At 38.3% G+C, this 14304-nt stretch carries 13 protein-coding genes; 12 read left to right on the forward strand and 1 reads right to left on the reverse strand.

What is annotated here, in order from left to right; all coding sequences use genetic code 11:
- Positions 1 to 57: 57 nt before the first annotated feature.
- Positions 58 to 1719, reverse strand: coding sequence for a glutamine--tRNA ligase/YqeY domain fusion protein (locus SAY88_RS07955; RefSeq protein WP_332630772.1), 1662 nt, complete (start codon positions 1717 to 1719; stop codon positions 58 to 60).
- 323 nt (positions 1720 to 2042) lie between these two features.
- Here SAY88_RS07955 and SAY88_RS07960 point away from each other — a divergent pair, with 323 nt between their 5' ends.
- From SAY88_RS07960 to SAY88_RS08010, 12 genes are all read left to right on the forward strand, one after another.
- Positions 2043 to 2606 (forward strand): glycerol-3-phosphate acyltransferase, encoded by a 564-nt coding sequence (locus SAY88_RS07960; protein WP_332630773.1) that lies wholly within the window; start codon positions 2043 to 2045, stop codon positions 2604 to 2606.
- Positions 2607 to 2672: 66 nt separating this feature from the next.
- A complete protein-coding gene (gene truA, locus SAY88_RS07965) occupies positions 2673 to 3407 on the forward strand; it encodes a tRNA pseudouridine(38-40) synthase TruA (RefSeq protein WP_332630774.1) in 735 nt (244 codons plus the stop codon).
- Positions 3408 to 3585: 178 nt separating this feature from the next.
- A complete protein-coding gene (locus SAY88_RS07970) occupies positions 3586 to 3966 on the forward strand; it encodes a hypothetical protein (protein ID WP_332630776.1) in 381 nt (126 codons plus the stop codon).
- 180 nt (positions 3967 to 4146) lie between these two features.
- Positions 4147 to 5487, forward strand: coding sequence for a cytochrome ubiquinol oxidase subunit I (locus SAY88_RS07975; RefSeq protein WP_332630778.1), 1341 nt, complete (start codon positions 4147 to 4149; stop codon positions 5485 to 5487).
- On the forward strand, positions 5484 to 6497 hold the full coding sequence (locus tag SAY88_RS07980; RefSeq protein WP_332630780.1) for a cytochrome d ubiquinol oxidase subunit II: 1014 nt from the start codon (positions 5484 to 5486) through the stop codon (positions 6495 to 6497). Before SAY88_RS07975 ends, SAY88_RS07980 begins: the two co-directional genes overlap by 4 nt.
- Before the next feature lie 13 nt (positions 6498 to 6510).
- A complete protein-coding gene (gene cydS, locus SAY88_RS25935; protein WP_420842499.1) occupies positions 6511 to 6612 on the forward strand; it encodes a cytochrome bd oxidase small subunit CydS family protein in 102 nt (33 codons plus the stop codon).
- A gap of 3 nt (positions 6613 to 6615) precedes the next feature.
- Positions 6616 to 8334: a thiol reductant ABC exporter subunit CydD gene (gene cydD / locus SAY88_RS07985; RefSeq protein ID WP_332630782.1), complete on the forward strand. Its 1719-nt coding sequence runs from the start codon at positions 6616 to 6618 to the stop codon at positions 8332 to 8334.
- Positions 8331 to 10046, forward strand: coding sequence for a thiol reductant ABC exporter subunit CydC (cydC, locus tag SAY88_RS07990; protein ID WP_332630784.1), 1716 nt, complete (start codon positions 8331 to 8333; stop codon positions 10044 to 10046). The genes cydD and cydC overlap by 4 nt, the downstream gene beginning before the upstream one ends.
- A gap of 127 nt (positions 10047 to 10173) precedes the next feature.
- On the forward strand, positions 10174 to 10380 hold the full coding sequence (locus SAY88_RS07995) for a hypothetical protein (RefSeq protein ID WP_332630786.1): 207 nt from the start codon (positions 10174 to 10176) through the stop codon (positions 10378 to 10380).
- 15 nt (positions 10381 to 10395) lie between these two features.
- Positions 10396 to 11529, forward strand: coding sequence for a GerAB/ArcD/ProY family transporter (locus SAY88_RS08000; protein WP_332630788.1), 1134 nt, complete (start codon positions 10396 to 10398; stop codon positions 11527 to 11529).
- Positions 11526 to 12737: a Ger(x)C family spore germination protein gene (locus tag SAY88_RS08005; RefSeq protein WP_332630790.1), complete on the forward strand. Its 1212-nt coding sequence runs from the start codon at positions 11526 to 11528 to the stop codon at positions 12735 to 12737. The genes SAY88_RS08000 and SAY88_RS08005 overlap by 4 nt, the downstream gene beginning before the upstream one ends.
- Before the next feature lie 9 nt (positions 12738 to 12746).
- On the forward strand, positions 12747 to 14276 hold the full coding sequence (locus SAY88_RS08010) for a spore germination protein (protein WP_332630792.1): 1530 nt from the start codon (positions 12747 to 12749) through the stop codon (positions 14274 to 14276).
- The last annotated feature ends 28 nt before the right edge of the window (positions 14277 to 14304 follow it).

Below are 14304 nucleotides of genomic sequence, written 5' to 3' on the forward strand. Positions count from 1 at the left end.
ATTTAGAAGAAGGGGGTGTCAAAGGTCTGTTTTTGACCTTTGACACCCCCTTAGTTTCTATAGTTTGAACGAACTTTTTAACGAAACAATTAAATTAAACACTAAGTTATCTTTTGCTGTATCTTTTGGATCGACATTAAAGTAACCATGTCTAAAAAATTGAAACTTATCTTGTGCAGAGACATCATTCATGTTTGGTTCAACAAAGCCTTTTAGTACTTGTAGAGAGTTAGGATTAACTTGATCTAAGAATGTTTTTTCTGTTTCCTCTTCTAACTCTTCTGGGTCATCAGTGGAAAGCAATGGTTCATATAAACGGAACTCAGCTGGCACCGCTTGTGTTGCTTCCACCCAGTGTAAGGTTCCTTTTACTTTACGACCAGTGAATCCTGAACCGCTCTTCGTTTCTGGATCATACGTACAATGGATTTCTACGACATTGCCGTCTTCATCTTTAATGACATCTTCACACTTGATGAAGTAAGCATGTTTTAGGCGAACCTCGTTCCCAGGGAAGAGACGGAAGTATTTCTTTGGTGGATTTTCCATGAAATCTTCTTGTTCAATATAAATCTCTCTTGAGAATGGAATTTGTCTTGTCCCCATTTCTGGATTCTCAGGGTTGATTTCAGCATCAAGCATTTCGACTTGTCCCTCTGGATAGTTTGTAATCACGACTTTTAATGGACGAAGGATTCCCATTGTACGAGGTGCTTTCATTTTTAAATCTTCTCGTACAAAGTAGTCCAGCATTTGAGAGTCAACATGACCAGACCCTTTAGAAACACCTGTTTCACGTACAAACGTACGGATGGCCTCTGGTGTGTATCCTCTTCTTCGTAAACCTGAGATCGTTGGCATGCGCGGATCATCCCATCCATCAACAAACCCTTCATCGACTAGCTGTTTTAACTTACGTTTACTCATAACAGCATTTGTAATGTTTAAACGACCGAACTCAATTTGTTGGGGTGTGCTCTCCATTTCACATTCTTCTACAACCCAATTATAAAGTGGACGTTGATCTTCAAATTCCGTTGTACAAATTGAATGTGTGACATCCTCAATGGCATCCTCTAATGGATGTGCAAATGCATACATTGGATAAATGCACCATTGATCTCCTGTGTTATGATGTTCTGCGTGAGAAATGCGGTAAATAACAGGATCGCGCAGGTTAATATTAGGAGAACTCATATCAATTTTTGCTCGTAATACTTTCTTACCGTTTTCAAATTCACCTTTACGCATACGTTCGAATAAGTCTAAGTTTTCCTCAATCGAACGATCGCGATAAGGGCTATCCTTACCAGGCTCTGTTAACGTGCCACGGTATTCTCGGATTTCCTCTGGGGATAAATCGTCGACATAGGCTTTTCCCTTCTTAATAAGTAGGACGGCTCTTTCGTACATTTCTTGAAAGTAATCCGAAGCAAAAAATAGCCCATCCCAATCATAACCAAGCCATTGGACATCCTCTTTAATTGCATGAACATACTCTGAGTCTTCCTTTAACGGGTTGGTATCATCAAAGCGTAAGTTCGTCTTTCCGTTAAATTCATCTGCTAAATCAAAGTTGATGACAATCGATTTGGCATGACCGATATGTAAGTATCCATTAGGTTCTGGTGGGAAACGAGTGATTACATGATTTCGCTTACCTGACTCTAAGTCTTCTTTTATAATATTTCTAATAAAATTAGAGGAATTATGTTCCATATATTTCACCCTTTCTTATATGTATTGTGTATTATATTTTTTCCATAATACACATGTAATAGACAATATTGTATCACAAGTCATTGTTTGAACAAACGATCGTTTATTAGAGAGGTCACTGAAAAAGGTACGGTTTTGACCTTTTTCAGTGGCCTTTATGTCCTGAACCAAGGGGAACAGCACATAAACAGAGTTAAAGAGACCTTCACGAACTGATAACGCTAATTGGCAAGTCTTTCATCTTTTATAAAGGTTATATCCGATAACGTCGACATCGTTTATACTAGAATAGTAGAAATGAATATTGGAAAAGAGGTATTTGGATGATGTTGTTTCTAATGTTCTGTGTGATCGCTTACGTTGTTGGTTCAATTCCGACTGGTAAAATAATAGCTAAACTTAAAGGCATAGACATTCAAGCAGTAGGTACAAAAAATATAGGTGCAAGCAATGTTTATTTAAACTTAGGCAAGAAAATGGCTTTCTTAGTCTTAATTGGTGACGTGAGTAAAGCGTTCGTGATGGTTGCGTTTGCTGCACAATTTTTTAGTGGTGGTCAAACGATGGTCATTGCATTGTGTGTCATTATTGGAAATTTGAAATCTATCTTTTTAAATTTCACGGGTGGAAAGGGCATTGCTACTAGCTTAGGGATCTTTTTAGCAACAGAACCGGTTGCTTTACTCATTATTGGTGTGTTGTGGTTACTAGGATTAGCTTTTAAAAAGTACATCTTATTGACGGGAGTTGCTGCGATTCTAGTTGTTCCGTACCAATATATAGGCTACGAGGAAAAAATGGCAGTTGTCTCAGCTTTTCTCATTGTCTTGTTTATGCTTTTAAAACATAATGAAAACATTAAATGGGCTCGAGGGAGTAAAGCGTGAATATAGATGCTTGAAAAAGGGAGATACTAGAATAGGAACGTTACGGGTAAATGAAGGAGAAAGCAAATGAATAATTACAAGTTAACCATCCAATATGATGGTTCCAGGTATAAAGGTTGGCAGCGTCTTGGGAATACGGAAAATACGATACAAGGGAAAATCGAAAATGTCTTATCTGAAATGGTAGGGAGAAATATCGAAATTATTGGTTCTAGTAGAACAGATGCAGGTGTACATGCACTCGCTCAAGTAGCAAATGTTAAGTTAATTGAAAAGATGGCAGAATCTGAAATCCAAAATTATTTGAATCGTTATTTACCACAGGATATTAGTGTTACAGACGTTTCTTCGGTTCATGACCGCTTTCACGCTAGATACAATGCAAAGGATAAAACGTATTTGTATAAAATTTGGAATGAGAGCTATCCGAATCCTTTTATGCGAAAACATAGTCTGCATGTTGAAAAGAAGCTAGATGTAGTAAAAGTGAGGGAAGCAGCTCAATATTTTGTTGGTGAGCATGATTTCACTGCTTTTTCTAATGCAAAGTCGAAGAAAAAATCGATGGTACGACATATTTATTCTATTGTGATTGAGGAAGACGCTGGATTCATTAATATAAGAATTCGAGGAAACGGCTTTTTGTATAATATGGTTAGAAAAATGGTAGGAACGTTGATTCATGTTGGATTAGGTGAAGTGCAGCCTGAAGAGATAAAAACGATGTTAGAGTCGAATGATCGGAGCTTAGCTGGCTTTGCTGATGCAAATGGATTGTATTTGGAGAATATTGGGTTTTGATTACATGCATGTAAAAAGAGTAATAAAGCAAAAACGGTGCGGAGGATTTTAGCTTCGCACCGTTTTTCTTTTGTAGACAGTCTTAGAAATCTCTCAAAATAGCATAGTTCTGACGAGAAGTATTAAACAAATTAATTACGTCCATATTAGTAGTAGAAAAACGTAAAGGAGAGCATAGATGAGTAGGTTAATAGACTTTCTAATCGGCGTATTATATACAGACTGGCTCTTTCATACAGACAATGTGAATGCTTTTGGCTTTGCGGCTACGACAATTGGAGAACGCATCGGTGCCTTGCTATTTGCTGGGATAGCAACAATCGTATTTTATATTGTGTGTGCAAAATTATTTTCGTCCTCTTTCTTTCATGGTGTAATAGCTGCTTCAGGATTTTTTGCTAGTTTTGATATCGTCGTTATTCATTGGATTTTTGAACTCCATCGATTGACGCATGGTCCAGAAGCTGACATTATTGAACCGATTTTAGTTGTTAGTGGAATCATTCTATTAGTATACGGAATAAAAAAAGAAAAGAAGAGTATTCGGCAAGCTAGCTAGTTAAAGTCCGTAAGAACAACCTTAAGATCCAGGTCTTAAGGTTGTTTTCTGTTCTTCGGGGCGTAATTGTCAAAAATTCATCACTCTTCTGTAACGAAATCGTTCAATTTGTGATGTAATTCACATACATTTTGCTTATACAATAACAATATCTTCACATTAGAGAAGAGGAGGAGAGAAATGGATTCAGTTGAATTTAGTCGATATTTAACGATGCTGACATTGTCTGTGCATGTTATTTTTGCCACACTCGGTGTCGGTGTTCCGATTATGATAACAATTGCTCATTGGCTTGGATTAAAAAATCAGGATGAGCATTATCTTTTATTAGCGAAACGTTGGGCACGTGGTTATGTCATTACTGTTGCTGTTGGTGTCGTAACAGGGACAGCGATTGCCTTGCAATTAGCTCTCTTATGGCCGCGGTTTATGGAGTTTGCGGGACAACTTGTCGCTCTTCCGCTATTTATGGAGACGTTCGCGTTTTTCTTTGAAGCGATTTTTCTTGGGATTTATTTGTATACATGGGACCGATTCAAAAACCCGAAGCGTCATTTTTATTTACTAGCTCCAGTTGTATTAGGGTCGGCTATGTCGGCACTATTCATTACGTCAGTAAATGCTTTTATGAATACACCACAAGGGTTCACGTTAGTTGATGGTCAATTAACGAATATCCAACCGCTTGTTGCGATGTTTAATCCAGCCATGCCAACGAAAGTGGCTCATGTGTTGACATCTGCTTATATGACAACAGCGTTTGTCTTGGCGTCCATTGCGGCTTATCACTTGTTGAAAGGAAACCGTCATGAATATCATCGTAAAGCCCTTGCGCTAACGATGAAAATTGCTCTTATTTTCTCAATTGCCACAGCGCTTGTTGGTGATTTATCAGGGAAATTTTTAGCTGAATATCAACCAGAAAAACTAGCTGCTGCTGAATGGCATTTTGAAACAGAGGGAGAGGCTCCACTTGTTTTATATGGTGTCTTAACAGAAACAAATGAAGTGAAATATGCGATTCGAATTCCATATGCTCTTAGTATGCTTGTCCACAGTAACCCATTTGGAGTCGTAACAGGGTTAAATGATATTCCCGAAGAGTATCATCCACCACTTGTTGTCCACTATTTCTTTGACATTATGGTGACGATAGGAATTTGGTTAACTGTGTTGTCACTGTTTTATTGGTTTGCTCTATGGCGTGGATGGGCTGTCATTAAGACGCGTTTATTCCGCATCCTTCTTGTTGCATCTGGTCCGTTAGCGATGATTGCGATTGAGGCGGGCTGGTGGTTTACAGAAGTCGGGCGTCAGCCTTGGATTATGCGTGGATTTATGACTACGGCAGAAGGAGCAACTGATTCACCGTATGTATGGGTAATGTTTATTGCGTTTGCGATTCTTTATATAATTCTAATGATTGGTACAGCTGTTGTGTTAACACGGATGTTTAAAAAGAATCCAGTGGAGCGAGAATTAGAAAAGCTTGCAGATGAACAAAGGAGTGTTGCGAAATGACAATTGAGGTGATAGGAATATCGGTATTATGGTTGTTCCTATTTGGCTATGTCATTGTAGCATCGATTGATTTCGGTGCTGGATTCTTTAATGCGTCGACAATCGTTACCAAGAAGCATCATATTGTTAATACTGTCATCCAGCGATATTTATCGCCTGTTTGGGAAATCACGAATGTATTTCTAGTATTTTTCTTTGTTGGGATGATAGGATTTTTCCCACAGACAGCTTATTACTTCGGTACAGTGCTATTAATTCCGATAAGCATTTCGATTATTTTGCTTGCCCTTCGCGGAAGTTACTATGCATTTGGAACATATGGGACAAAAGGACATGTCGGTTACACACTTATGTACGGAGTGACCGGTGTCCTCATCCCGGCATCGCTCACAACAGCATTAATTGTTTCACAAGGTGGATTCATCCGTGAAACAGCTTCTGGACGTATTGAACTTAATTATGTGGCATTATTTACAAGCCCGTTTGCTTGGTCAATTGTTGTCCTCAGTCTAGTAAGTGTTCTATTTATTTCAGCAAGTTTCTTAGCTTACTATTCGTCTGTTGCTCAGGATAAAAAGGCTTTGAAGCTATTTAAGAAGTACACATGGATTTGGAGCTTCCCGACGATTGTGACTGCTTTAGGGATTATTGTTGAGATGAGATGGCATAACCCAGCTCACTTTGAAGGACTCGTATCACTTTGGTGGCTTTTTGCCTTGTCGTTTATTTGTTTCTTGCTCAGTTTATGGCTCTTAAAAACGAGAAACTACGGCTGGTCATTTATTTTCGTGGTGCTTCAGTTTGCGTTAGCATTTTATGCTTATGGCGTATCAAGGTATCCGTATTTACTGTATCCACACTTAACGATCTATGATAGCTTTACAAACGAAACGATGGCTTATGCACTCATCACAGTGTTTATTTTAGGTTTGATGCTTTTAATTCCGTCGCTCTATTTAGTGTTTAAATTGTTTATTATGAATAAGCCATATATTCAAAGTGGCAAATAAGGAGGAAGTAAAAATGCACAACTTTTTGTTGTTTTACGCACCGCTTCTTGTAGCTGTGCTGGCCATGGTTATTTCCTTTTTCGTAGCAAATAAAAGCACGAAGTACGAGGACTAACTGATGAAGTCACTTCAAAAGCTAGCATTAGCTGAGAAAGGGCGCTATTACGCATTGTATGTCATAGCGATAGCTCTTGGTATCGTTGTAATATCACAAGCGTACTTGATCGTCTCTATTGTTGATGACCTATTTCTAAATAAACAAACGTTTGATCAAATTCTACCGTTGCTATTTGTTTTATTAGGTGTCCTGCTTGTTAGGGCATCTTTATCTTATTTAAGCGGCAAGATCGGTGTGGAAATGGCTGCGAGAGTAAAGAAAAAATACCGAGAGCGGCTGTTGCATTCATATGGAAGCCGTACGGTTATGGCTTCGACAAAAGGACAGTCGGGCTCAAAAATGAGTGTGATGTTGGATGCGGTTGATGAATTAGACAGTTTTTTTAGCAAATATATTCCACAACGGATAATCACAACGATTGTTCCGCTTATGATTTTAATAGTGGTGTTTAGCCAACATGTTTACTCAGGTTTGATTATTTTGGTGACAGCACCGTTTATTCCGTTGTTTATGGCTATAGTTGGAGGCATGACGCAACGAAAGTCGGAGGAGAAGTTAGATAGCCTAAAAGCTTTTTCTGGGCGTTTTCTTGATACGGTACAAGGCCTTGAAAGCTTAAAATTATATGGGCGTTCCAAATACTACAAAGAAGTCATTCGTAAAAGCAGTCTCGATTTTCGTGACACGACGATGGAAATTTTAAAAGTAGCATTTACGTCGTCTTTAATGCTTGAGTTTATTTCAATGTTAAGCATTGGACTTGTTGCGCTAGAGCTTGGTTTACGTCTCGTTGTTTTTAATCAGATTAGCTTTTTTACAGCTTTTTTCATTTTGTTGTTAGTTCCTGAATTCTTTAATTCGCTTAAGGAACTAGGAAGTGCCTTTCATTCGGGGCGAAGTAGTACAGGAGCTGCGGAAAAGATAGAAAAGGAATTGGAGAATAAAGAAAGCATAGCAGAGTGGGGGACGCGTTCAGTAGAGAAACCACTTTCAATCAAGTTGAACAATTTAACGTATGACTATGAATCAAGTGATTTTGGATTAAAAGGAATAAGGAGTGATTTCCCTTCAACTGGCCAAGTAGCAATCGTTGGGAAAAGCGGGTCGGGAAAGACGACGTTATTAAATGTGGTTGCTGGACTGCTGCCTCCACAAAGTGGTGGTGTGGTATTGAACGAGCATCACTTGTTTGAGTACAAAAGGCAGGAATGGTTCTCGCATATTAGTTATATTACACAACATCCATACTTGTTTGCAGGAACGATTTCAGAAAACATTTCTCTAGGAGTTCAGGCAACGAAGGAGGAAATCGAAAGAGCATCCGTTCAAGCAGGGTTGAGAGAGTTTATTCAGTCCATGCATGATGGATATGATACGGTAATAGGTGAAGGTGGAAGAGGCCTTTCAGGGGGAGAGAAGCAGCGAATTGCTCTTGCTCGCGCCTTTTTAAAGAATCCATCAGTTGTTCTATTTGATGAACCGACGACAGGTCTAGACTTACAGACAGAACGATATCTTCATGAATCGATTCAGAGATTGACTAAGACGTCCCTAATTATAACAGTTGCACACCGTGTGCAGACAATCAAGCTTGCTGATCAAATCTTGTTGCTTGATAAAGGAGAGCTGTTAGCAGAAGGGACACATGACCAACTCATGGCAACATCTGAGTATTATCGTCAATTGTTTAGTGTGCAAGGGAAGGAGGAGCAGGGATGAGTGAGCTTACCCATATCGTAAAAAATATGATTCAGGATAAGAAAGACGTTGTATTATCTGTTTTGTTTGGATTTTTAGCAGGTATTACTGCAGTTGGGTTATTTGCGGCAAATGGGTATTTAATCTCACAAGCTGCTCTAGAGCCCCCAATGTATGTATTGATTGCGATGGTGGCTGTAGTGAAAATTGGAAGTTTTATACGTGCTCTTAGTCGATATGCTGAACGATATTATTCACATAGGGCCACGTTTACGATGTTGAGTGATTTGCGTGTTTACTTCTATGAAAAATTAGAGCGAATAGGAACATCTTTGTTCCAAAAATATCGTAGTGGTGACTTGCTATCACGAGTTGTAGGGGATGTTGAAAGTCTTCAGAACTTCTTTCTTCGTGTCCTATATCCGCCAATTGTGATGGTGTTAGTATTTTTAAGTACAATTGTATTCGTTTCTTTTTATTCGCTTCAAGTTGTCATTTGTTTACTTGTTGGTCTTATATTGACCGCGATTATTATTCCTGCTTGGTTTGCTCAGAAACAAAAAAAAGTGAGCAGTCGAATTCTAGAGGAACGATCAAAGTTATCAACGGATGTCGCTGAATGGTTTTATGGATTCCGAGAGTTAACGATTCACCAAAAACTCGAAGAAAAAGAACAACATCTTGTTGCGTCTTCGAATCGTTATATTAAAGAGCAAGAACAAGCTGGTATCCAATCTATTTCCTATCAATCATTGAATATGGCAGTTTCGTTACTTGTCTCTTGGTCAGTACTAGCTATTGGTGCACTTTTAGTTGCTGGTGGAGAATTAGATGGTCTTTTTTTAGCGATGCTTGTTATGATTAGTTTCATTGTGTTTGAACAATCGGTACCAATGGCGTTGTTTCCCATTCATTATGAGGAAAGTGAGAGGGCGGCTAACAGATTGTATTCGGTTGCTGATCAGACTGAGCAAAAAAGTTCACACTCTATTGAAGGAGATCAATGCTTGTACGCTTCACCTGCCATTCAATTTAAAAAGGTAAGTTTTTCATTTTCGAAAGATCAGCGTAACACCTTAACAGACGTTACAGTAAGTTTTCCTTCTGGATCAAAGACAGCTATTGTTGGCCCAAGTGGGTCGGGAAAGTCAACATTATTGAAGTTGATCCTAAAGCAATTTGATGCAGAGGGAGAAATATTGATTGATGGAGTACCTATAAATCAGTTTGAGCAAGAAATAATTTGGGAAAAAGCGAATGTGATCCTTCAGGAAAGTCATTTCTTTTACGGTACGGTTAAAGACAATTTATTGTTATCTGATCAGACTTTGACAGCCGAAGATCTGAGCCAACTATTAGTTGATGTTCAATTACCTTATATGAATTTGGATGATATGGTGTTGGAAAAAGGACAAAACTTATCTGGTGGTGAAAAGCAGAGGCTTGCGATGGCCCGTGCCGTTGCAAAGAAAGGAAACTTATGGCTTCTTGACGAGCCAACTTCTTCCTTAGACTCATGGACGGAACAACGTCTGTATGAACGTCTTTTTACTCAAGCGAAAAAAGATACAGTAATCCTTGTTAGTCACCGGCTAGCTGGCCTAGAGAAGATGGATCAGATCATTGTGATGGATCAAGGGAAGGTCGTTGAAGTTGGGAGCTTTTCTAAGCTTATGGAATCTAAAGGATATTTCTATCAACTAAAGCAAATTGAAAATAGCGTGTTGCAGTAAAGATAAAGAGAAGCAGAATTGGTTACAGATTTCTGCTTCTCTTTTTGTTTATGTAAAAATGAAACATATTTTACATAAAGAACGCGAAAGCTAAAAAAACCAACTCAACTAAAATATGGGTGATGAAATGGAAGAAATTATAGATAGAATTTTTGGTTTTATGCCTGAAAAAGGAGTACTTGTGACAGCAATAGGAACGATGGTGATTATTTATGCTTTTCAATATGGAATTACAAAGATCAATGAACTATTAAAGCTTCCTTGGATGAAAGAAGAGAATCAGAAGCAAAGAAAACAGATCCTGCAGAAAACGAAGAGTGAAAATCAGAGCTAAGGAGGGGGATTGGAAGTGATAAATCAAGATCATTACCGTATTTCTCCAGTAGAGATGGCAGTCACGTTGATTGCTATGTTATTAGCAATAGGAGTGCTAACGTTACCACGCACATTAGCTGAGATTCTTGATACAGCAGATGGATGGATTTCCGTTTTGATTAGTGGTGGGATTGTTATGGGGATCGTTTATCTCATTGTCCAGCTTCAGAAACAGTTTCCTGGTCAAAATCTATTAGAGTTTATCGGTGAAAAGGGAATAGGGAAATGGATTGCAAAACTGTTAGCAGTCCTATTTGTTCTCTATTTTATTCCTTACTTAGCTTATGAAGCTCGTGTACTGACTATTATTGTGAGAATGTTTTTACTTGACCGAACACCACCAGAGATCACACAAGCTATTATATTGCTAACAACCACATATGCGGTTTCAAAGGGAGTACAAGGCATAATCCATTTAAACTTAATGTTTGTCCCTTTTATTCTTGTTGTGTACTTTGTTTTAATGATTTTTAACATAGAGAATATGACATTTAACGAAATTCTACCAGTCCTGCCAAAAGGAATTATGCCAGTACTATCAGCTTTAGAACCGACGATGTTCGCTTTTCTAGGAATAGAGTTACTGTTTTTTTGGCTTGCCTATATGAAAGTGAGTAATTTGCGTGCGTGGCCATTAAATGTGGGAATCCTTTTTGTCACTATTTTGTACACACTAATTGTGATTGTTTCTTATATGACCTTATCTGTTACTGGTTCAATAGCTACAGTATTTCCTACTGTTGCGTTAGCGAAAGAAGTTGAAATTGTAGAGGGACTAATTGAGCGTTTTGAACCTGTTATGATTGTCATTTGGATCATGGCTATTTTTAATACGATGGCGATTATTCAGCTTTTGGCTGTTCAAATCATCAAAAAAGATCTCTTCCAAGTAAAAAAAAGTACATGGGTATCAGGTATTGTGACATTTCTTGCTTATCTAATTGCTTTTATTCCAAACTCCATTCAAGAAGTGTTTACAATGGGCGATTTAGTAAGTTATGCGGGTGCAGCGCTTATTTTACTTTCTCTTGTGATCGGATACATGAAAGTTGGAATCAGGAAATTTAGGAAAAGGAATCAACAGCATGGTAAGGGGATATCGAAATGAAGGCAAAGAGAGCAATAGTCCTTTTTATTTGTTTAAGCCTCCTAACAGGTTGTTGGGATTTACAAGAAATTGAAGAGCTAGGCTTCGTTCTCGCTGTTGCCTTGGATCCAGTAGATGATGATGAAATAAAAGAAACGTATCTGAAAGAGACAGGCAGGACTTTGCCTAAGGAAATGTTTCAAATGACCTATCATGTTGTCATACCGGGTCAAATCGAAGCAGGGGGAGAAGAGGCAGGTGGGCAAGCTGAAGGCCCTTTTTTTAATATCCGCTCTGTTGGGATGACAAACTTTATGATAAATCGAAGTTTCTCAACGAGAAGAAGTAGAACGATGAACTTAGAACATTTGAAAGTGCTTATTATTAATGAGGAGTTAGCCCGTGATGGAATTATTAAGCATCTAATCGATTTTTTTGCCCGGGACCATGTAATGAGAAGAGATAAATTTGTGTTAATTGCAGAAGGCAAAGGCTATGAAATTTTGGAAGAGAAATTACCTTTAGAGATGATGCCGGCACTATCGATTGACATGATCAGTGAGAATGCTAATAGAAGCCACTCTATTCCAACTCCATTAGAAGTAGGGGATTTAATAAATAGGGTGATCAATCATACCAGCTACATTGTTCCAAGAATTATTAAGACGAAAAATGAATTTAAAGTAGAGGGTGCAGCTGTGTTTCGTGGAACAGATAATAAAATGATTGGCTGGCTCGGATCGTATGATGTACTTGGATATGACTGGGTGAGCGGCAATATAGAAAATGAAACAATAGAAGCATTTTACGGACCTGATCAAATTCCGTTTGTATATGAGAACGATGATGCAGATACAGAAGTAGAATATCAACATGATAATGGGAAAGATATTTTTCGCATCACAATCAAAGCAGAAGGTTTTTTTGTTGAAAACTGGATTAATGGGATTGAGTTATCCTCGGTTGATACATTGTTAAAACTTGAGGAAGAGGTGGCTGCCGAGATAGAGCGGCAGGCCACGAAAATCATTGAAAAAATGCAGACAGAATTTTATACAGATATTTTTGGACTGCATGAAAACGTTCGAATTAATAACTTTCCATATTGGGAAAAGGTGAAAGATAATTGGGACGGAGCAGAAGGTGTGTTTCGAGATGCTAAGATACAAGTAGAAGCAAAAGTCAAAATACGTCACCATATGACGCAAAAAGAGTTAGAACAGAATTGAGGTGAATTTATGTATAGAAGGCTTTTACGAAGGTTAAATGAACAGAAAGTACGAAAAAATGATGAATATAAGATTAAACTATCGAAGGATCTTGGATCGATGGTTGAAACGATTAATAATACCGTTGGAGAAAGCGATGATATAGTTCAAAGAGACTTTAAGATTAATTCACGGTTAAAAGCGAGTTTGTTTTTTGTTGATGGTCTGGCCTTTGATTCTGGGATTGAAGATCGGATTATTAGACCACTCATTTACTTTGCTAAGATAGAAGAAGGGTATACACCGAAACAAATGGTAGAGTATATCTTAACCGAAGTCGTGACGTTTATTGAAGTTAAGGAAGCTTCTACGTTTGATGAAGCGATCCTAGGACTTATGTCAGGTGAAACGCTTCTTGTTATAGATGGTATTGATAAATTAATTTTGTTTGACACAAGGCAATTTGAACATCGTGGCATTGAGGAACCCCAAAGTGAGGTCATCGTTCGAGGGCCCCGTGATGGTTTTAACGAAGTTCTTCATACAAATGTGATGTTAATACGCAGGAGGTTACGCGATCCAAATTTGACTGTGCAATTTGGCCAGCTTGGCAGAAGGTCAAAAACCGATTTTGCGATTGTTTATTTGAAGGGAATTACGAATCAGGACCTTGTTGAAGAAGTTCGTTATCGTCTTTCCTGTATTGATTTAGATCTTCTTTCGGAGACAGGGGTGATAGAGCAGTATATAGAAGAAAACGTTTTGTCCCCCTTTCCACAAGTATTACGAACAGAAAGACCGGATAAAACGATTGACGCTCTAACAAGTGGAAAAGTAATCATTGTAGTTGATGGAACTCCTTTTGTGTTAATGACGCCTGTCACTTTCAGTGATTTAATGAAGTCAACCGAAGATAATTACGATCGATGGCAGATTAGCAGTTTTATTCGGTTGCTTCGTTATTTTGCTGCTTTTATGGCTGTTTTTTTGCCAGGGCTATATATTGCCATGGTCTCATATCATCAAGGCATGATCCCTACTGTTTTTGCTCTGTCCATTGCCGGAACTCGTGAAGGTGTACCGTTTCCTGGTTTTATCGAGGCATTCCTAATGGAACTTACATTTGAATTGTTAAGGGAAGCGGGAATTCGTCTGCCTCGTCCAATTGGTCAAACGATTGGTATTGTTGGAGGCCTTGTTATTGGTGATGCTGCAGTCCGAGCCGGGATTGTAAGTCCCGTTATGGTCATTGTTGTTGCCATTACAGCCATCGCTTCTTTTTCCATTCCTGCTTACAACGTAAGTATTACGTTTCGGTTGTTACGTTTTGGAGTGATGATTGCATCCGCTATATTTGGATTATTCGGCATTGTTATTGTTTATATTTTAGTTAATATTCATTTAGTCGGCTTAAGAAGCTTTGGTAGTTACTACACGACACCATTTGCACCATATAAATTTGGTGAATGGTTAGATCTTATGATTCGAGCGCCGCTTGTCCTTATGAAAAACCGTCCGTCAGAACCGCGTATGCTTGATGAGAAAAGAAAAGATATCTAGTTTTAGGTTTCAATTAAACGTTTAATTA

This window comes from Halalkalibacter flavus (assembly GCF_036663575.1).
Classification (GTDB): Bacteria; Bacillota; Bacilli; order Bacillales; family Bacillaceae_D; genus Halalkalibacter; species Halalkalibacter flavus.